General features: G+C 67.4%; 21 protein-coding genes. 19 read left to right on the top strand and 2 right to left on the bottom strand.

Going from position 1 to position 18,372, the window contains the following annotated elements; all coding sequences use genetic code 11:
• Window positions 1–32: 32 nt before the first annotated feature.
• From folE to QR64_RS06160, 16 genes are all read left to right on the top strand, one after another.
• Window positions 33–698 carry a GTP cyclohydrolase I FolE gene (gene folE, locus QR64_RS06085; RefSeq protein WP_006550518.1) on the top strand — a complete coding sequence of 222 codons (666 nt, stop codon included), beginning with the start codon at window positions 33–35 and terminating at the stop codon, window positions 696–698.
• A gap of 32 nt (window positions 699–730) precedes the next feature.
• Window positions 731–1,552, top strand: coding sequence for a dihydropteroate synthase (gene folP, locus QR64_RS06090; protein ID WP_200886486.1), 822 nt, complete (start codon window positions 731–733; stop codon window positions 1,550–1,552).
• Window positions 1,549–1,929, top strand: coding sequence for a dihydroneopterin aldolase (folB, locus tag QR64_RS06095; protein WP_006550516.1), 381 nt, complete (start codon window positions 1,549–1,551; stop codon window positions 1,927–1,929). Before folP ends, folB begins: the two co-directional genes overlap by 4 nt.
• Window positions 1,929–2,471: a 2-amino-4-hydroxy-6-hydroxymethyldihydropteridine diphosphokinase gene (gene folK / locus QR64_RS06100; RefSeq protein WP_006550515.1), complete on the top strand. Its 543-nt coding sequence runs from the start codon at window positions 1,929–1,931 to the stop codon at window positions 2,469–2,471. The genes folB and folK overlap by 1 nt, the downstream gene beginning before the upstream one ends.
• Window positions 2,465–2,941, top strand: a complete 477-nt coding sequence (locus QR64_RS06105) for a DUF3180 domain-containing protein (protein WP_019290198.1) — start codon at window positions 2,465–2,467, stop codon at window positions 2,939–2,941. Before folK ends, QR64_RS06105 begins: the two co-directional genes overlap by 7 nt.
• Window positions 2,942–3,015: 74 nt before the next feature.
• On the top strand, window positions 3,016–4,182 hold the full coding sequence (locus QR64_RS06110) for a DUF6779 domain-containing protein (protein WP_235367027.1): 1,167 nt from the start codon (window positions 3,016–3,018) through the stop codon (window positions 4,180–4,182).
• A gap of 159 nt (window positions 4,183–4,341) precedes the next feature.
• Window positions 4,342–5,277 (top strand): Rossmann-like and DUF2520 domain-containing protein, encoded by a 936-nt coding sequence (locus QR64_RS06115; protein ID WP_024102843.1) that lies wholly within the window; start codon window positions 4,342–4,344, stop codon window positions 5,275–5,277.
• On the top strand, window positions 5,270–6,208 hold the full coding sequence (gene panC / locus QR64_RS06120) for a pantoate--beta-alanine ligase (RefSeq protein WP_006550511.1): 939 nt from the start codon (window positions 5,270–5,272) through the stop codon (window positions 6,206–6,208). Before QR64_RS06115 ends, panC begins: the two co-directional genes overlap by 8 nt.
• 44 nt (window positions 6,209–6,252) lie before the next feature.
• Window positions 6,253–6,690, top strand: coding sequence for an aspartate 1-decarboxylase (panD, locus tag QR64_RS06125; RefSeq protein ID WP_006550510.1), 438 nt, complete (start codon window positions 6,253–6,255; stop codon window positions 6,688–6,690).
• A 2-nt stretch (window positions 6,691–6,692) separates the two neighbouring features.
• Window positions 6,693–7,526, top strand: coding sequence for a type III pantothenate kinase (locus QR64_RS06130; protein WP_006550509.1), 834 nt, complete (start codon window positions 6,693–6,695; stop codon window positions 7,524–7,526).
• 93 nt (window positions 7,527–7,619) lie between these two features.
• Window positions 7,620–8,090 (top strand): rhodanese-like domain-containing protein, encoded by a 471-nt coding sequence (locus QR64_RS06135; protein WP_006550507.1) that lies wholly within the window; start codon window positions 7,620–7,622, stop codon window positions 8,088–8,090.
• A 98-nt stretch (window positions 8,091–8,188) separates the two neighbouring features.
• Window positions 8,189–9,655 (top strand): lysine--tRNA ligase, encoded by a 1,467-nt coding sequence (gene lysS / locus QR64_RS06140; RefSeq protein ID WP_230826494.1) that lies wholly within the window; start codon window positions 8,189–8,191, stop codon window positions 9,653–9,655.
• A gap of 95 nt (window positions 9,656–9,750) precedes the next feature.
• A complete protein-coding gene (locus QR64_RS06145) occupies window positions 9,751–10,110 on the top strand; it encodes a histone-like nucleoid-structuring protein Lsr2 (RefSeq protein ID WP_006550504.1) in 360 nt (119 codons plus the stop codon).
• A gap of 149 nt (window positions 10,111–10,259) precedes the next feature.
• On the top strand, window positions 10,260–11,690 hold the full coding sequence (locus QR64_RS06150; RefSeq protein ID WP_039584532.1) for a phospholipase D-like domain-containing protein: 1,431 nt from the start codon (window positions 10,260–10,262) through the stop codon (window positions 11,688–11,690).
• Between the two features lie 270 nt (window positions 11,691–11,960).
• The gene (locus QR64_RS06155; protein WP_006550502.1) at window positions 11,961–14,504 is read left to right on the top strand and encodes an ATP-dependent Clp protease ATP-binding subunit; all 2,544 of its coding nucleotides are present in this window, start codon (window positions 11,961–11,963) and stop codon (window positions 14,502–14,504) included.
• Window positions 14,505–14,682: 178 nt separating this feature from the next.
• Window positions 14,683–15,327, top strand: coding sequence for an MBL fold metallo-hydrolase (locus tag QR64_RS06160; RefSeq protein WP_006550501.1), 645 nt, complete (start codon window positions 14,683–14,685; stop codon window positions 15,325–15,327).
• Window positions 15,328–15,389: 62 nt separating this feature from the next.
• On the opposite strand, the gene QR64_RS06165 is transcribed toward QR64_RS06160, so the two are convergent.
• The gene (locus tag QR64_RS06165; RefSeq protein ID WP_039584533.1) at window positions 15,390–16,016 is read right to left on the bottom strand and encodes a TetR/AcrR family transcriptional regulator; all 627 of its coding nucleotides are present in this window, start codon (window positions 16,014–16,016) and stop codon (window positions 15,390–15,392) included.
• A 119-nt stretch (window positions 16,017–16,135) separates the two neighbouring features.
• Between QR64_RS06165 and QR64_RS06170 the strand changes: the two genes are divergently transcribed.
• The 3 genes from QR64_RS06170 (at window position 16,136) to QR64_RS06180 (ending at window position 18,129) form a co-directional block, all read left to right on the top strand.
• Window positions 16,136–16,810, top strand: coding sequence for a hypothetical protein (locus tag QR64_RS06170; protein WP_039584543.1), 675 nt, complete (start codon window positions 16,136–16,138; stop codon window positions 16,808–16,810).
• A 132-nt stretch (window positions 16,811–16,942) separates the two neighbouring features.
• Entirely contained in the window at window positions 16,943–17,383 is a 441-nt protein-coding gene (locus QR64_RS06175) for an OsmC family protein (protein ID WP_006550498.1), read from the top strand.
• 59 nt (window positions 17,384–17,442) lie between these two features.
• A complete protein-coding gene (locus QR64_RS06180) occupies window positions 17,443–18,129 on the top strand; it encodes a DsbA family protein (protein WP_052227213.1) in 687 nt (228 codons plus the stop codon).
• Here the strand turns inward: QR64_RS06180 and QR64_RS06185 are convergent.
• Window positions 18,119–18,372 (bottom strand): DUF1990 domain-containing protein (locus tag QR64_RS06185; protein WP_152640922.1); only part of this gene is annotated, 254 nt, incomplete at its 5' end. The genes QR64_RS06180 and QR64_RS06185 overlap by 11 nt on opposite strands.

Here is an 18,372-nt window from a genome sequence, read left to right on the forward strand (position 1 = left end):
CGTCGGTTCCGATGGAGACGAGTGAGCGAAGAGTGGAGGGCGAGCGGGTGTCGGTGAACCACCTGAAGTCGGATACGGGTTCCGACCCGGAGGATGTGACGACCCACGAATTGAGCGTGGACGCGGGTCGTACGTTCGACCAGGCCCGAGCCGAAGCGGCCGTGCGTGAACTGCTGATCGCGGTGGGTGAGGATCCGGACCGCGAGGGCCTGCGCGACACTCCCGCCCGGGTGGCCCGTGCCTACCGCGAGGTGTTCGGGGGACTGTTCACCGACCCGGACGAGGTCCTCGACACGACCTTCGACGAAGGTCATCAGGAACTCGTCCTCGTGCGAGACATCCCGATGTACTCGACGTGCGAACATCACCTCGTGTCGTTCCACGGCGTCGCCCACGTCGGATACATCCCGGGCCCCACGGGCCGCGTCACGGGTCTGTCGAAGCTGGCGCGTGTCGTCGACCTCTACGCCAAGCGTCCGCAGGTCCAGGAACGCCTCACCCGCCAGATCGCCGACGCCATGATGCGCAAGCTGCAGCCGCGCGGCGTGATCGTCGTGGTCGAGGCGGAGCACCTGTGCATGGCGATGCGCGGCATCCGCAAGCCCGGTGCCAGCACCACCACCTCCGCCGTGCGCGGGCTGTTCCAGACCAGTTCGGCGTCGCGTGCCGAGGCCCTGGACCTGATCCTGCGCCGGTGACCGTCTTCCCCGCCGAACAGTGGCCTGTCGTGATGGGCGTACTGAACGTCACCAGTGATTCCTTCTCCGACGGCGGTCGATATCTGGACTGCGAGACCGCGATAGCCCGCGGCTTCGAGCTGCGCGAGCTCGGCGTCGACATCGTCGACGTGGGTGGCGAGTCCACCCGGCCCGGGGCCGTGCGCGTCGACCCGGAGGTCGAGGCGTCCCGCGTGGCGCCGGTCATCGCCGCTCTGGCGGAGGCAGGCATCCCCACGAGCGTCGACACGATGCGCGCCTCGGTCGCCGAGGCGGCCGTGGAGGCCGGGGTGACCATGATCAACGACGTCTCGGGTGGGCGCGCCGACGCCGACATGGCCGCGGTGGTCGCCGAGGCCGGGGTGCCGTGGATCCTCATGCACTGGCGTCCCCTCGGCGAGTTCGTCCACGCGGGCGGTTCGACGCACTACGAGGACGTCGTCCGCGAGGTCCGCGACGAGCTGCTCACGCAGGTCGACATCGCGGTGGCCGCAGGCGTGGACTCCGACAAGATCGTGCTCGATCCCGGTTTGGGTTTCGTGAAGGAACCCGACCACAACTGGCAGTTGCTGCAGCGCCTGCCCGAACTCACCGACCTGGGTTTCCCGGTGCTCATCGGGGCGTCCCGGAAGCGATTCCTCGGATCGCTGCTCGCGGCGCCCGACGGCACGGTCCGCCCGCCCTCGGGTCGTGAGGTCGCCACGGCCGTCGTCTCGGCGCTCGCCGCCACACACGGCGCATGGGGCGTACGCGTCCACGACGTGCAGGCATCCCGCGACGCGCTCGCGGTGGTGCGTGCCTGGCAGCGCGGCAGCGCGGAAGGAGTGCACGCGTGAGCGACCGCATCGAACTACGGGGACTGACGGTCCGCGGCAACCACGGCGTCTTCGAGCACGAGAAGCGGGACGGTCAGGACTTCGTCGTCGACATCGTCGTGTGGCTCGATCTCGCGCCGGCCGCGGCATCCGACGAGCTGGCCGACACGCTGCACTACGGCGAACTCGCCGAGCGAGCCGCGGCGATCATCGCCGGTCCGGGCCGCGATCTCATCGAGACGGTCGCGGGGGAGATCGCCGACGAGGTGCTCACCGACCCGCGTGTCGCCCGGGTGGAGGTCACGCTCCACAAGCCGTCGGCGCCGATCCCGCTGACCTTCGGCGACGTCGCCGTGGTGATCGACCGCTCCCGCAGCGATGCGACGGGGAGCGCCTGATGAGTCGTGCCGTGCTGTCCATCGGATCGAACATCGGCGACCGGCTCGCGCACCTGCGGTCGGTCGTCGACGCATTGGGCGAGCGGGCCGTCGCCGTCTCGGCGGTGTACTCGACGGCACCGTGGGGCGGCGTCGAACAGGAGGATTTCCTGAACGCGGTCGTCGTCGCGGAGGATGCCGCCTTCGGTCCGCGCGACTGGCTGCGGTTCGGCCAGGAACTCGAGGAGGCCGCCGAACGCGTCCGGATCCAGCGCTGGGGTCCGCGCAGCCTCGACGTCGACGTCGTGACCTGCGTCAGCGGCGAGGGTGAGGTGCGCAGCGACGATCGGGAACTGATCCTGCCGCACCCGCGCGCACACCAGCGGGCGTTCGTGCTCGTCCCGTGGCTCGACGTCGAACCCGAGGCCGTGCTCACCGCCGAGGGCCGGCGGCTGGGCATCGGCGACTGGCTGGACGAACTCGACGCCGCCGAACGGGAAGGTGTGCACCGCACCGACCTGACGCTGGCCGGGCCGAAGACCCAGGGACACGCCGAGTGCTGAAACAGACCCGGATCCGAGATCTGCTGGCGCTGGCCGTGCTGGCAGCGATCGTCGCGTGGTTGCTCGTCCGCACAATGTACGGTTCGCTGCCGCCCATCCCCGTCTACGCGGGAGCCTCGCTGTATCCCGTCGCGGTCATCGAGGTGATCCTGGCGTTCATGATCCGGTCGCGGGTCGGCAAGCACGAGATCGGTGAGGGCCCCGGCAGGTTGCATCCCATCACCGCCGCCCGCGCGGTCGCGCTCGCCAAGGCGTCCGCACTGGTGGGTGCCGCGAGCGCCGGAGTGTGGGCCGGTTTCCTGCTGTATCTCGTACCGCAACGCGGCGTCGTGCAGGCCGCCACCGACGACACGTCGGGGGTGCTCGTCGGAGCCCTCGCCGGCATAGCGCTGGCGGCGGCCGCGTTGTGGCTCGAATACTGTTGCCGGACACCGGAAGACCCCGACGAACCGAACGAACCGGCGCTCTGACATCGGATTTCGGGGTGGGGAAGGGCGTGTCGTCCGGCTCCGATCCGAGGACCCACCCAAGTACCCTGATGGTCATGGCAACCTCGGCGCGACCAGACAGGAATCGCCGTCCGTGGCGCAGTACCGGCTCGATGATCGTGGCCGGTCTGCTCGCTCTGGCGATGATCGCCTCGCTGCTGTTGATCTTCAGTGAGAGCGTGCAATTGCTGCGTGTCGCGGTGGTCGTCGCCCTGTGGGCTGCCACTGTCGGAGCCATCGCGATGAACAAGTACCGCCGGGAATCGGCGCTCGATCGGGCGAAGGCCGACGACCTGAAGACGGTCTACGAACTGCAGTTGCAACGGGAGATCGCGGCGCGGCGCGAGTACGAGCTGACCGTCGAGGAGAAGGTCCGTGCCGATCTGAAACTCGACGCCGGGGAGATGGCGGCCCTGCGCACCGAGCTGGCCACCCTGCGCCGCACGCTCGAGATGTTGTTCGACGGCCGGCTCCCCGACGATGTCGTCGCCCTCGAGGGCCAGGCGGAGAAGCTGCGTGGACTGAGCGAGGCGGCGCGGGTGTCCGCTCCGCGTCCGTCGGGACCGGCCTTCGCCTCTCCCGACGACGAGCCGGTCACCGCGGAGACCGAGTCGGTCGAGGCGGCCATGCGGGCGGCGGAGGCGTCGGAGAAGACGTCCGCGAAGGGTGATGTCGAAGAACCGCGTGCCGAGAAACAGGCGAAGGTTGATTCTGCGACGGGGAAGTCCGCTACCGGGAAGGTCACGGTCGAGAAGGCGACGGCTGGAAAAGCGGCCGCAGGACCGGACGTCGAGGACGCCGAGATCGAGGACGCGGAAGTCGAGGATCAGAAGGTCGGAGACACGAAGACGGGGGACCCGAAGACCGAGGACCCGAAGACCGGGGACTCGAAGACGGGGGACCCGAAGACCGGGGACGCGAAGGTCGCGAGCGCCGAGAAGGCGGCGGACGGGAAGCCGGAGCCGCAGAAGCCCGGTAAGCACGAGCCCGGATCCGATCCCGACCCGCAAACGGACGCAGACGGGGCCGGAGCGAAGACGAAGGGCGATGACCCCGCGGAGGGGAAGGACACCGCCGCGAAGGCCGATGGAGCTGCGGAAACGACCCAGAAGGACGACGAGGACGACCACGAATCGTCCGGACGTCGCTCCCGGCGCCGTCGCGGCGACGGTGAGGGCCGGACGGTCGCGGAGATCCTCGCGTCGTTGTCGGCCGAGCGCTGATCGCGGGGCGATCGCGCGGCAGGTCGCACCCGCCCCACCTCGGACGATGAGGCGCAGATCACTCGGCCCGACCGTGGCGAGCCCCGGAAAACGCGCGCTATTGTCGAGCGGAACGTCCGGTACCCGCTGAGCGGGACTGGAACGAACGAGAGGACTCCCGTGAATTCCTTCGGGATCACCAACGCACCCGCGCCTGCGCGCCTGTCGGTAGGAATCGTGTCCGCCGGACGGGTCGGCACTGCACTCGGCGCAGCTTTCGAACGCGTTGGTCATGTCGTCGTGGCCTGCTCGGCCGTCTCCGACGTCTCGCGGCACCGTGCCGCCACGCGCCTGCCGGATTCGCAGATCCTGCCGGTCGACGAGGTTGCCGGCCGCTGCAATCTCCTTCTTCTCGCCGTTCCCGACACCGAACTGTCGTCCCTGGTCAAGGGCCTCGCAGCCACCGGTTCGGTCGCCGCCGGCACGATCGTCGTCCACGTCTCCGGTGCTCACGGCACCGCGATCCTCGAGCCGCTGACCGAGCAGGGCGCCGTGCCGCTCGCGATCCATCCCGCGATGACCTTCACCGGCCACGACGAGGACATCGACCGGCTCTCCTCCGCGTGCTTCGGCATCACGGCCGCCGACGAGATCGGCTACGCCATCGCGCAGTCCCTCGTCCTCGAGATCGGCGGCGAGCCGGTCCGCGTCCCCGAGTCCATGCGCATGACCTACCACGCTGCGCTCGCGCACGGCAGCAACCACCTGGTCACGCTGGTCGCCGACGCCGTCGAGGCCCTGCGCAGCGCCCTGCAGGGGGAGGAACTGCTCGGCCAGCAACTCGTCGACGACGCCCCCGGTGGAGTCGCCGAACGGGTGTTGCAGCCGTTGCTCTCCGCAGCGCTCGACAACGTGCTGCGGCGCGGGCCCTCGGCCCTCACCGGGCCGGTCGCGCGCGGCGATGCCGACGCCGTGGCCGCGCACCTGCGTGCGCTCGAGGCCGTCGACCCGCTGATCGCCGCCGGGTACCGCGCGCTGTCGCTGCGATCGGCGCAACGGACCGGGTCGAAGCCGGAACTGATGGCAATTCTCGAAGGAGCTGAATACGGTGAGTGAAGCAGGACAGCGCGGATACGTGCGAGGTGAACTGACCGTTCACCACGATCCCGCAGGCCTGACCAAGGTCACCCGGGCTCTGCGCGGCGTCGGCCGCACCGTCGCACTCGTACCGACGATGGGTGCGCTGCACACCGGTCACCTCGAACTCGTGCGCCAGGCCAAGCTCACCGGGGCCGTCGTGGTCGTGTCGATCTTCGTCAACCCGCTGCAGTTCGGGAAGAACGAAGATCTCGACGCCTACCCGCGTACTCTCGACGCCGACTTCGAACTGCTCCGCGAAGCGGGCGTCGAACTCGCCTTCGTGCCGACGGTCTCGGCGATGTACCCGCAGGGCCCGCGCACCACGATCCACCCGGGTCCACTCGGGTCGGAGCTCGAAGGTGCTGCGCGTCCCGGTCATTTCGCGGGCATGCTGACGGTCGTCGCGAAACTGTTCAACATCGTCGGTCCCAACACGGCGTTCTTCGGTGAGAAGGACTACCAGCAGCTCACCCTGATCCGTCAGATGGTCGCCGACCTGAATCTCGACATCCGCATCCTCGGCGTTCCCACCGTGCGCGAACAGGACGGGCTCGCGCTGTCCTCCCGCAACCGCTATCTCGACCCCGAGCAGCGCGAGATCGCGACCACGCTGTCTGCGGCGCTCGTCGCCGGCGCACACGCCGCAGCGGGCGGAGCCGAGGCGATCTTGTCCACGGCACGCGACGTGCTCGCGCAGAGTCCGCAGATCGAGGTGGACTATCTCGAGGTGCGCGGCGCCGATCTGGGGCCGGCACCCGAACGCGGCGACGGCCGACTGCTCGTCGCCGCACGACTCGGCTCCACACGCCTCATCGACAACGTCGGGGTCGCCGTCGGCACCGGCTTCCTCGAACGAGCCACCGGTCCGGTGGATCCCGACGCCGAAGACAACCTGACGAACCGCTGACCCACCGATCGAATTCGGAAACGAGAAAGAAACCGAGGACGAGCATGTTCCGCACCATGATGAAGTCGAAGATCCACCGCGCCACCGTCACCCACGCGGATCTGCATTATGTCGGTTCGGTGACCGTCGACCAGGATCTGATGGACGCCGCGGATCTGCTCGAGGGCGAGCAGGTCTGCATCGTCGACATCGACAACGGCGCCCGGCTCGAGACGTACGTCATCGCCGGTGAGCGTGGATCGGGCGTCATCGGGATCAACGGTGCCGCAGCACGTCTCGTCAGCCCCGGCGATCTCGTCATCCTCATCGCCTACGGCGTGATGAACGAGCAGGAGTGCAAGGACTACGACCCGCGCGTGGTGTTCGTCGACGCCGACAACCGCCAGGTCGAGCTCGGCAACGATCCCGCTCACGCTCCCGAGGGCTCGGGCCTGATCACGCCGCGGATGCTGTCGACTCTCGACTCCCCGTCCCTGGTCTAGAGGTGCTCCTCACCGTCGACGTCCGCAACACCAATATCGTCCTGGGGGTGTTCGCGGGCAGCGGCTCGCACGCGCGGCTGCTGCGCGACTGGCGCGTCCGTACCGACCCCAGGATGACCGCCGACGAGATCGCCCTGCTGTTCCGCGGTCTGCTCGGCGAATCCGCCGAGCAGGTCACCGGGGTGGCGGCGTTGTCGACCGTGCCGTCGGTGCTACGTGAGCTGCGCGTCATGCTCGACCGCTACTGGTCGTCGGTGCCGCACGTGGTGGTGGAGCCGGGGGTGCGCACGGGAGTGCCGCTGCTCGTGGACAACCCGAAGGAGGTCGGCGCCGACCGCATCGTCAACAGTCTGGCGGCCTACCACTTCTACGGATCCCCGTGCATCGTCGTGGATTTCGGGACCTCCACGTGCGTCGACGTCGTGTCGGGCAAGGGGGAGTTCCTCGGCGGGTCCATCGCTCCGGGTGTGGAGATCTCGATGGATGCGCTGGCGTCGCGGTCGGCGGCGCTGAGGAAGGTCGAATTGCTCCGTCCCCGAGGTGTTCTGGGAAAGAACACCGTCGAGTGCATGCAGTCGGGAGCCGTCTTCGGGTTCGCCGGGATGGTCGACGGCATCGTGCGGCGGATCTGCGCCGAGGTGCCCGGTTTCGACGGTGACGACGTGGCCGTCATCGGCACCGGCGACAGTGCGCCGCTGATCATGCCGGAGTCGCGCACTCTCGAGCACCACGAGCCGGATCTGACCCTCGAGGGACTGCGTCTGGTGTACGAGCGGAACCAGGTGAGACGAGCGGCACGCGGAACTGCGGGTTCCGCTGAGCGTCATTCTGTGTAAAGATGTTCCTCGTGATCCGTTGCGTGAGCACCCAGGAGTGTTGTCGAGGCTGACCGCCGCCTCGACCGATAACACATTCCTTGGAGTTTTCTCATGCGCGCTGCGCTTCTTTCCACCACTTCTGTTTCCACCGCTGCTCCGGTTGCCACTATTGCTCCGGTCGCCTTCCACCGGCTCGCCGTCGAGCGCACGTACCCCACCGAACTGTCCGCAGCGGTCGCCCGCGGCGCCGTCGTCGTCGACATCCGCTCGAACGCCGAACGTGCCGCTCAGGGAACACTTCCCGGTGCACTGGCCATCTCCGCCGATCTCGTCGCCGAGCGACTCGATCCGAGCGGCCCGGGCCGTCTCGCCCTCGCCGTCGACCGCGACGTCGAATGGATCCTCGTCTCGTCCGACGGCGCGAGCTCGCACGGTGTGGTCACCGAACTGCACGCGCAGGGTCTGCGCCGGGTCACCCACCTCGTCGGAGGCTACGACGCCATCCGCGCGGCCCGCCTGATCGGCGCAGTCGCCGAGGCCCAGCACGTCGCGCAGGACGTGGCGCGGGTCACCGCTCACTGAAAGCGCGCATCTGCAGGAATAGTGACCTCGGGTGTCCGATAGTCTGGTTACCCGTGAGTGATGCCACCGTTCAGCAGCCCGACGACACCCCCGAGCAGATGCGGGTTCGCCGCGAGAAGCGCGAACGGCTCCTGGCACAGGGTTCGGAGGCCTATCCCGTCGAGATCCCGCGCACCCATACGCTCGCGGAGATCCGCGCCGAGTATCCCGACCTCGAGCCCGACACCGCCACCGGCACCGTCGTGGGCGTTGCCGGCCGCGTGATGTTCTCGCGCAACACCGGCAAGCTGTGCTTCGCGACGTTGCAGGAGGGCGACGGCACCCAGCTGCAGGTCATGCTCAGCCTCGCCGGCGTCGGCGAGGAGGTGCTCGCCGCCTGGAAGTCCGAGGTCGACCTCGGCGACATCGTGTTCGTGCACGGCGAGGTCATCAGCTCCCGTCGCGGTGAGCTCAGCGTCATGGCCGACTCGTGGACCATGGCGTCGAAGGCGCTGCGTCCGCTGCCGGTCGCGCACAAGGAGATGAACGAAGAGGCGCGGGTGCGTCAGCGCTACGTCGACCTCATCGTGCGTCCCGAAGCACGTCGCAATGCACGCATGCGTGTCGCGGTGGTGCGCGAGCTGCGCAACGCGCTCGAGCGTCGCGGCTTCCTCGAGGTCGAGACGCCCATGCTGCAGACCCTGCACGGCGGTGCGGCGGCCCGCCCGTTCGTGACGCACTCGAACGCACTCGACATCGATCTGTACCTGCGTATCGCGCCGGAACTGTTCCTCAAGCGCTGCGTCGTCGGCGGTATCGAGAAGGTCTTCGAGATCAACCGCAATTTCCGTAACGAGGGTGCCGACTCGACGCACTCGCCGGAATTCTCGATGCTCGAAACGTACGAGGCGTACGGAACCTACGATGATTCGGCGCGGATGATCCGCGAGATCATCCAGGAGGTCGCGTTCGGGGTCTTCGGCACCCATGTGGTGACGCTCGCCGACGGTACGGAATACGACTTCGGGGGTGAATGGAAAACTCTCGAAATGTATCCCTCGCTGTCCGAGGCGATCGGCACGGACGTGACCCCCGACACCACACTGGAGGAATTGACGGCTCTCGCGGATCGTGTCGGTCTGGAGATTCCCGAGGGCAAGGGCTGGGGTCACGGCAAGCTCGTCGAGGAGCTCTGGGAGCACATGTGCGGCGACCAGCTGCACGAGCCGACCTTCGTGCGTGATTTCCCCGTGGAGACGTCGCCGTTGACACGCGATCACCGCACGGTGCGCGGGGTCACCGAGAAATGGGATCTGTACGTCCGAGGTTTCGAACTCGCCACGGGTTACTCGGAACTCGTCGATCCGGTGATCCAGCGCGAGCGTTTCGTCGACCAGGCGCGTCTGGCCTCGGAAGGGGACGACGAGGCAATGGCTCTCGACGAGGACTTCCTCGCCGCGATGGAACAGGGAATGCCGCCAACCACCGGTACCGGAATGGGAATCGACCGTCTGTTGATGGCACTTACCGGTCTGGGAATCCGCGAAACAATCCTGTTCCCGATTGTTCGACCGAACACCCGTTAATCGGATTTCGCCGCTCCATATTGCGATGCGTTAATCGGCGGGTAGTGTGGTGCCCGTCCCGCGGGGGGAAGCGCATTTGAGAGGATTTACACCACATGGCGAAAAAAGTCACTGTCACCCTGATCGACGATGTGGATCAGGAGTCGGCGGCGGACGAATCGGTGGAGTTCGGTCTCGACGGAGTGACGTACGAGATCGACCTTTCCGAGGACAATGCGGCACGGCTGCGCGAGCAGTTGGAATTCTGGATCGAACACGCTCGTAAGGTCGGCGGCCGCAAGCGGAGCAAGACCGCTGCCGGAACTGCGCCGGCTGCGCGCAAGAGCGGATCCGGAAGTGCCGGTCGCGAACAGACGGCCGCTATCCGTGAATGGGCACGGAACAACGATCTGCCGGTGTCGGCCCGTGGCCGAATCTCTGCGGAGATCGTCGAGGCGTACAACAAAGCGCACTGACGAATCCTCGTCCGTGGGGCGTCGTCCATCAGTGGACGGCGCCCCACAGTCGTCGGTGGACGGGTTGGGTTGTGGCACAGTGGCGCCTGTCACACACGTCGATCGTGCGGACGACCCGGCACGATGCGGTCGGGGAGTAGCATCCGCTCATGGCCGAGACCGTGCTCGAACCAGGTTCCACCTGCTGGCGAATTGCGCGAGCGGAGAGGTTGACCTGCATAGTCGACGCCGCCGACTATTTCCGTCACGCCAAGGCGGCGATGCTCCGGGCGGAAAAACGCATCATGCTGATCGGGTGGGATTTCGACACCCGGATCAAGTTCGAACCCGAGGGTGCAACTCTCGAGGGACCGAACAAACTCGGTGAATTCCTCGAATGGCTTCCCGAACGTCGACCCGGTCTCGATATTTATCTGCTCAAGTGGAACATCGGTGCGTTCAGTGCCCTCGCACGCGGAATGACGCCGGTGTTCGTGCTCGATTGGCTCACCGACCCGAGCCTGCACTTCGAAATCGACGGGGCGCATCCCGTGGGCGCTGCGCACCATCAGAAAATTCTCGTCGTCGACGACAGCATCGCTTTCTGTGGCGGTATCGATATGACCGTCGACCGCTGGGACACCCCGGATCATCCGGACCGGAGCAAATACCGGCGGGAGCCGAGCGGTAAACGCTACGGACCGTGGCACGACGTGACGACCGCCGTCGACGGCGACGCCGCGCGGGCCCTCGGTGACCAGGCCCGCGCCCGGTGGAAGGCGGCCACGGGGGAGGAGCTCGATCCCGTGCCGGAGCCGGAGCCGATCTGGCCCGACGATCTCGAGCCGACCCTCCGCGGTGTGGACGTGGGTATCGCGCGCACGCTGCCCGCCTACGACGGGAAGGACGGCGTCCACGAGATCGAGGCGCTGTACCTGTCGGTGATCGAGAAGGCGCGGCACACTCTCTACCTCGAGAGCCAGTACCTCGCTTCGCGCAGGATCGCGGAGGCTCTCGCCGAGCGACTGCAGGAACCGGACGGCCCCGAGATCGTGGTGGTGATCCCACGCAACGCCGACGGCTGGCTCGAACGCAAGGCCATGGACGGTGCCCGGCGGGCCCTGCTGCACATGCTGTGGGAGGCCGACGTGCACGGCCGTTTCGCCGCCTACTATCCCGTCACCGCCGGCGGGGAGCCGATCTACGTGCACGCGAAGGTCGTCGTCATGGACGAGACGTTGCTGCGGATCGGGTCGTCGAACCTGAACAACCGTTCGATGGGCTTCGACACCGAATGCGACCTGGCCATCGAGTCCGCCGAACCCGGGGACGCGGTCGGCCGCGCCGCCGTCGAGCTGCGCAACATCCTGGTGGCGGAACATCTCGACGTCGACCCCGAGGTGATCGCGGAGGCCACGAAGGACGGTGGTTCGCTCATCTCCGCCATCGAACGGTTGCGCGGTCCGGGACGTTCGCTGCGGCCGTTCGAACCGGGTACGGTGTCGGACGAGGACAGTGTCCTCGCAGAAAGTGCTCTGGCCGATCCCGAACGCGCCTCGCGGAGCTTCGGACGCAGGATCGAGCGATTCTTCGCCCGTTGATCCCCCACAGCCTCTGTTCGCTTGTGGCGTACAGCTTGCGGAAACGTATCCGCCACGTGCAGCGTTGACTTCTGAAACCGGGTTTTCTCGCCGCCTTCCGAAGGGTAGAGGGAAAGCGAGTCGATACCACGGCCACTAGAGTGTGGAGTGGGAGCTTGGAACCTCTGAAAGGTTCCGACGAACGACTCGAGTGCCGGAGCTTAAGAGCGGCAGCAGGGTGCGGGACGATCGGCGTACCGGACCGGCGGCCGGAGAGTGTGAGGGAGTGCGATGTTCGAAAGGTTCACCGATCGCGCGCGGCGCGTCGTTGTCCTGGCTCAAGAAGAGGCCAGGATGCTCAACCACAACTACATCGGCACGGAGCACATCCTCCTCGGCCTCATCCACGAGGGTGAGGGTGTGGCGGCGAAGTCGCTCGAGTCGTTGGGTATCTCCCTCGAAGGTGTGCGCAGCCAGGTCGAAGAGATCATCGGCCAGGGTCAGCAGGCGCCCTCGGGGCACATTCCCTTCACTCCTCGTGCCAAGAAGGTCCTCGAGCTGAGCCTTCGCGAAGCGCTCCAGCTCGGACACAACTACATCGGTACCGAACACATCCTGCTCGGTCTCATCCGCGAGGGTGAGGGCGTGGCGGCGCAGGTGCTCGTCAAGCTCGGCGCCGACCTCAACCGGGTGCGTCAGCAGGTCATCCAGCTGCTGTCCGGTTACCAGGGCAAGGAGCCCGCAGAATCCGGCACGAGCCGTGGCGAGACCGGCACTCCGTCCACGTCGCTCGTCCTGGACCAGTTCGGCCGCAACCTCACGCAGGCAGCTCTCGAAGGCAAGCTCGACCCGGTCATCGGCCGGGCGAAGGAGATCGAGCGCGTCATGCAGGTGCTGTCGCGTCGTACGAAGAACAACCCGGTGCTCATCGGCGAGCCGGGTGTCGGCAAGACCGCCGTCGTCGAGGGTCTCGCGCAGGCCATCGTCAACGGTGAAGTCCCCGAGACCCTCAAGGACAAGCAGCTCTACACGCTCGACCTGGGCTCGCTCGTCGCCGGCAGCCGTTACCGCGGCGATTTCGAGGAACGCCTGAAGAAGGTCCTCAAGGAGATCAACAGCCGCGGCGACATCATCCTGTTCATCGACGAGCTGCACACGCTCGTCGGTGCCGGTGCTGCCGAGGGCGCGATCGACGCTGCGTCGATCCTCAAGCCCAAGCTCGCCCGCGGTGAGCTGCAGACCATCGGCGCGACGACCCTCGACGAGTACCGCAAGTACATCGAGAAGGACGCCGCTCTCGAGCGCCGCTTCCAGCCGGTGCAGGTCGGGGAGCCGACGGTGGAGCACACCATCGAGATCCTGAAGGGTCTGCGCGACCGCTACGAGGCGCACCACCGCGTCTCGATCACCGACAAGGCGCTCGTCGCGTCGGCCACTCTCGCCGACCGCTACATCAACGACCGCTTCCTGCCGGACAAGGCGATCGACCTCATCGACGAGGCCGGTGCCCGCATGCGCATCCGTCGCATGACCGCGCCGCCGGACCTGCGCGAGTTCGACGACAAGATCGCCGACGCCCGTCGCGAGAAGGAATCGGCGATCGACGCGCAGGACTTCGAGAAGGCCGCGAGCCTGCGCGACAAGGAGAAGCAGCTCGTCGCGCAGCGTGCCGAGCGCGAGAAGCAGTGGCGTGCGGGCGATCTCGACGTCATCGCCGAGGTCGACGAGGAGCAGATCGCCGAGGTCCTCGCCAACTGGACCGGTATCCCGGTGTTCAAGCTCACCGAGGAGGAGACCACGCGTCTGCTCCGCATGGAGGACGAGCTGCACAAGCGCATCATCGGCCAGGAGGACGCCGTCAAGGCCGTCGCCAAGGCGATCCGTCGTACGCGTGCCGGCCTGAAGGACCCGAAGCGTCCGTCCGGTTCGTTCATCTTCGCCGGCCCGTCCGGTGTGGGTAAGACGGAGCTGTCCAAGGCGCTCGCGAACTTCCTGTTCGGCGAGGACGACGCGCTCATCCAGATCGACATGGGCGAGTTCCACGACCGCTTCACCGCGTCGCGCCTGTTCGGTGCTCCTCCCGGCTACGTCGGCTACGAAGAGGGCGGCCAGCTCACCGAGAAGGTGCGCCGCAAGCCGTTCTCCGTGGTTCTGTTCGACGAGATCGAGAAGGCCCACCAGGAGATCTACAACACCCTCCTGCAGGTCCTCGAGGACGGTCGCCTCACCGATGGCCAGGGACGCACGGTCGACTTCAAGAACACCGTGCTGATCTTCACGTCGAACCTGGGCACCGCCGACATCTCGAAGGCCGTGGGGCTCGGCTTCTCGGCCGGAACGGGCGAGGCGTCGAACTACGAGCGGATGAAGAACAAGGTCCACGACGAGCTGAAGAAGCACTTCCGGCCCGAGTTCCTCAACCGTATCGACGACATCATCGTCTTCCACCAGCTCACGCAGGATCAGATCATCCAGATGGTCGACCTGATGGTCGGACGTGTGGAGACGCAGCTGAAGAACAAGGACATGGGTATCGAGCTCACCGAGAAGGCGAAGTCGCTGCTCGCCAAGCGCGGCTTCGACCCGGTGCTCGGCGCACGTCCGCTGCGTCGCACGATCCAGCGCGAGATCGAGGATCAGCTCTCCGAGAAGATCCTGTTCGGCGAGATCGGCGCAGGCCAGATCGTCCTCGTCGACGTCGAGGGCTGGGACGGCGAGGGCGCCGGCGAGAACGCGAAGTTCACGTTCACGCCGAGCGAGAAGCCGGCCGAGGTCCCGGACACCCCGGCGGTCGCGCTGGCCAAGTCCAGCGAGGGCGAGTCCGAAGCCGGATAAGCGTCCGCTGCCTGTGGGAGCGGGCACGTGTTGCTGCCTGTGAGAGCAGGCACCTGCTGTACCGAGAGGGGCGGCACCCGAGAGGGTGTCGCCCCTCTTGTCGTCCGACGCACTTGACCTTCAGTCGGCTCGAGGTTGCACGGTGGTGGTGACCGGACGACGACCAGGAGGTACCGCGATGCGGCAAGTACTGCCCGATCTGTGGGAGACGCAGGAGGACAATCCGTTCCCGGGGCTGAGGACGCATGCCTATCTGTGGACCGGGACGAACAACGTGCTCTTCTACTCGGTCGCGGGTGAGGCCGATTTCGACGAACTGGACCGCCTCGGGGGGATCACCGACCAGTACCTGTCCCACCAGGACGAGGCCGGTCCGATGCTCGGCAGGATCGCCGAGCGCTTCGGGCCGAGACTCCACGCGGCAGCGGCGGAGGCCGACGTGGTCGGCCGGCACGCCCGCATCGACGTCCCGCTGACGGAACGTCATGTGGACGACAACGGGGTGGAGATCGTTCCGACACCCGGGCACACGGTGGGCAGCACCTGCTATCTGGTGCCCGGCGCGGACGGGACCCGCTACCTGTTCACCGGCGACACGCTGTATCGCGGTGCTTCGGGGACGTGGCGGGCCGGCTACATCGAGGGGATGAGCGACGCCCGTGTGCTCGCCGACAGTCTGCGCCTGCTGGCGAAGACGGAACCCGATGTGGTGGTCTCGAGTGCGTTCGCGGGGGAGGCGGGCGTGCATCGGATCGACGCCCGGGAGTGGCCCGCCCACGTCGACCAGGCTCTGAGCGGGTTGTCTGCCGCGGTGCAGGGCTGAGCAGAGATCTTCTTTCCGGCCGATCTGCCCTGCCGCGGGTCGCGGCCGACCTTGCCGCCTGCTTATCTGCCGATGGTCGGCATGTGCGCGGTGAGTGTCGACAGGGTGCTGGCGACGATCTCGGTGAGTTCGTCGGGACGGATGTCGAGCGTGCCGTCGAGCCAGCCGCGGACGAGCTCGACGGCGCCGGCCATGACGATCACCGCACGCAGTTCGGCCTGCCGGGAGTCGAGGCGGGTGCCCACCGCGTCGCTATGCTTGGCGAGTTCGTCGGCGGCGGACCGGATGAACGCGCTCTTCCGCTCGGCGAGCGGGGGCGCGTCGGAGATGAGGAAGCGACCCTGCTGGGGGTTGCGTTCGACGGCGCCGACGATCGCTCCCACCGCGGCGCGTGCCTTGGCGTGCAGCTCGTCGGGGGCCGCCGCGATGGCGTCGACGGCGCGTTCGAGCAGGGTCGCGCCGAGCTCGTCGTAGGCGGTGGTGACGAGGTCGGTCATGTCGGTGAAGCTCTCGTAGAAGAAGCGCGGGCCGACTCCCGCGGTGGCCGCGACCTTCCGTACCGTCGTCGCCGACCAGCCCTCGTCGGCGACGACGTCGATCACCGCGTTCTGGAGACGCTTGCGGCGTTCGGCGCGCCGGTCGGCCGGGGCGACGCCGCGATACGCGCGGGTGGCTTCGGGCTCGGACACATCGTCGAGTGTGGCACAACACGACCAGACTTCCGGAATCGACCAATTCCGGAATTAAGTGTGTACTAATTGTGGAATCCTCGTCATGGTCGGTCCCCGAATCCGGACGAGGAGGAAACGTGACGATCGATGCATCGTCGACTGCCCACCTGCACGACCGAACCGATCGACTCGCACCGAAGCCGATCCTGCGAGAAGGCGGCCCGCGTCTGGCGATGTCGTTGCTCGTCGGCGACTCGGTGTGGCCCACCAAGCTCGATCTCGCCGCGCGGGCGATCGTGCGGATGCCGATGAGCACCCTCATGGCGTTCACCACCGCCATCGCTTTCCCGGCCAGCTACCCTCTGCGTCTGATCTGGCTGGCGGTCTGGTCGGCGGTCGACCCCGACGACTCGTCCGCCGCTCTCACCGAGGCCGCGCTGAAGGCCGTTCCCTGCATCTACGGGGTCGACGGCCCGGGTGCGGAGAACCGCATCAGGAGCTGGGCGCGCTATCACTTCCACGCCGACCTGGCCCGCCTGTCGCTGGGTTCCGGATACGCCGACGTTGTGGGTGTTCCGCGACTGAGCCCGATGGCGGCGCTGTACCCGGTGTGGTTCGCGCGCAACCTCCTACGCGACCTGAATGTCCTGGTGCCCGGAGGCGCCGGACGCGCCGCCCGGCGGGGTCACGCCGAGCGTATGCGGGAGATCGCAGAGGTGAAGCGGCGGCTCGAGGTGCGACCTTACGAACGGGACGGAGCCGTGCAGTCGATCCGTGAGCGCGACCGCGAACTCAGGGCGCGATCGGCCTGATCCGGACATCAGGAACGCTCTGGCGCGAACGGCCCTCGCCACCACGACGACTCTGCAAGTGTGGTTCGTGAAGCACTGTCTTCGTGAAGCACTGTCGCATGCAGTGCTGTCGCACCCAGAGAAGGAGAGGTCATGCCCACTCGTACCGCACGGACCGCATGGAACGGGGATCTGCAGAAGGGCTCCGGTCAGGTGGAGCTCACCAGCTCGGGCCGTGGCACGTTCGACGTGTCGTTCCCGAAACGCTCGGCGGAGAACGCGGACGGCACCACCAGCCCCGAGGAGCTCATCGCCGCCGCACACTCGTCGTGCTTCGCGATGCAGTTGTCCGCGCTGATCGCGGAGGCGGGCGGCACGCCGCAGAGCCTCGAGGTCACCGCCGACGTCTCGCTGGGGCCCGATCCGGCGGGCGGATTTCGACTCACCGGAATCCGGTTGAAGGTGCGGGGCGAGGTCGACGGCCTCGACGCCGACGGCTTCGTCAAGGCCGCGGAGGACGCGAAGGCCGGATGCCCTGTGAGCAAGGCACTCACCGGCGTCGAGATCTCCCTGGACGCCGCGCTCGAGAGCTGACGGGTTCGTGGACCGATCGGCCGGGAACAGAGCACGTCAGGGCCGGGTTGTAATCGAATATGAGCATGCCTGACGTACTTCTCCCCACCGCTCACATCGAGATCTGGTCCGACATCGCCTGCCCCTGGTGCTACATCGGCAAGCGGCGCTTCGCGGAGGCCCTCGAGTCCTTCGAGGACCGCGACCGGATCGAGGTCACCTGGAGGTCGTACCAGCTCTCGCCCGACACGCCGGTCGGGCGACGGGTCCCCGAGGTGGAGGCGCTCGTCGCGATGAAGGGGATGCCGGCCGAGCAGGTCAGGCAGATGTTCGCGCAGGTCTCGGACACCGCTGCCGACGTTGGACTCGAGATCGACTTCGACAACGTCGTCGCCGCCAACACCTTCGATGCGCACCGACTCGTGCATCTGGCGGGCGACAAGCGCGACGAGGTGCTCGAAGCGTTGTTCCGTGCGCATTTCATCGACGGCGAGGTGATCGACGATGTGGATGTCCTCGTGAAGGTCGCCGCCGAGGTCGGGCTCGATCCGGAGTCGACGCGCGCGGCGCTCGACGGCGACGATCCCGCCGGTGAAGCGGCGGCCGACGCCGTGACCGCCGATCTCTTCGACGCGCGACGGATCGGCGTGCAGGGGGTGCCGTTCTTCGTGGCCAACCGCGCCGTCGCGGTGTCGGGTGCGCAGCCTGTGGACGTCTTCCGTCAGTTCCTGCGCAGGGCCGTCGACGATGTGACGGTCAAGCTGTGAGTGCCGCGAGATAACGTCGCGCGATCTGCTGCTGGAGCAGGTGCCCGACGGGACCGGCCAGCTTCGTGTACCAGCGGGCGGGGCGGGAGAACGCGAGCACCGTTCCCCGCACCCGTCCGTCCACGGTGCGCTCGACGACGAAGGTCTCCTCGCCGCTGGCGGGATGACCGGGGAGTGTGCCGTAGGTGAACCCGCGTATGTGGCTCTTCGCAGTTAGCAGTGGTACTGGTGCCGGCTGGGTGC

The organism is Rhodococcus sp. Chr-9 (assembly GCF_000801125.1).
Lineage (GTDB): Bacteria > Actinomycetota > Actinomycetes > Mycobacteriales > Mycobacteriaceae > Rhodococcus > Rhodococcus pyridinivorans.